The sequence below is a fragment of the Amycolatopsis sp. SID8362 genome (assembly GCF_010550475.1).
GTDB lineage: Bacteria > Actinomycetota > Actinomycetes > Mycobacteriales > Pseudonocardiaceae > Amycolatopsis > Amycolatopsis eburnea.
On the sequence record NZ_JAAGNB010000666.1, the window covers coordinates 1 to 458 of the forward strand.

The 458-nt window shown below is 74.9% G+C and carries 1 protein-coding gene; it reads left to right on the top strand.

The window, feature by feature from the left end:
- Positions 1-58: 58 nt before the first annotated feature.
- Positions 59-458: MMPL family transporter (locus G3I65_RS20385; RefSeq protein WP_309235580.1), on the top strand; the 400-nt coding region annotated here is incomplete at its 3' end.

Sequence of the window (458 nt, forward strand, 5' to 3'; positions counted from 1 at the left end):
GACGGCGGCCGCGCCGGACCTGGGCAACGCCGGGATCGGCCTGCTCGCCGCGGCGTTAGTGCTGCTGGTGACGTTCGGCTCGCTGACCTGCGTGCTGCTCCCGGTGCTCACCGCGGCGGTCTCGGTGGGCTGCGCGCTGGCCGTCGTCACGCTGCTCTCGCACGTCATGACCGTCCCGAAGATCAGCACCGAGATCGCCGCGCTGCTGGGGCTCGGCGTCGGCGTGGACTACGCGCTGTTCGTGCTGACCCGCTACCGGCAGGGCCGCGGGGACGGCGCGCCACCGGCGGACGCGCTGGCCGCCGCCGCGGCGACTTCCGGCCGCAGCGTGGTCTTCGCCGGGGTCACCGTGTGCGTTTCGCTGGCCGGGCTGCTGACCGTCGGCATGCCGTTCCTCGACGGGATCGCCGTGGCCGCCGCGGTTTCGGTGCTGCTGACCGCGCTCGCCGCGCTGACCC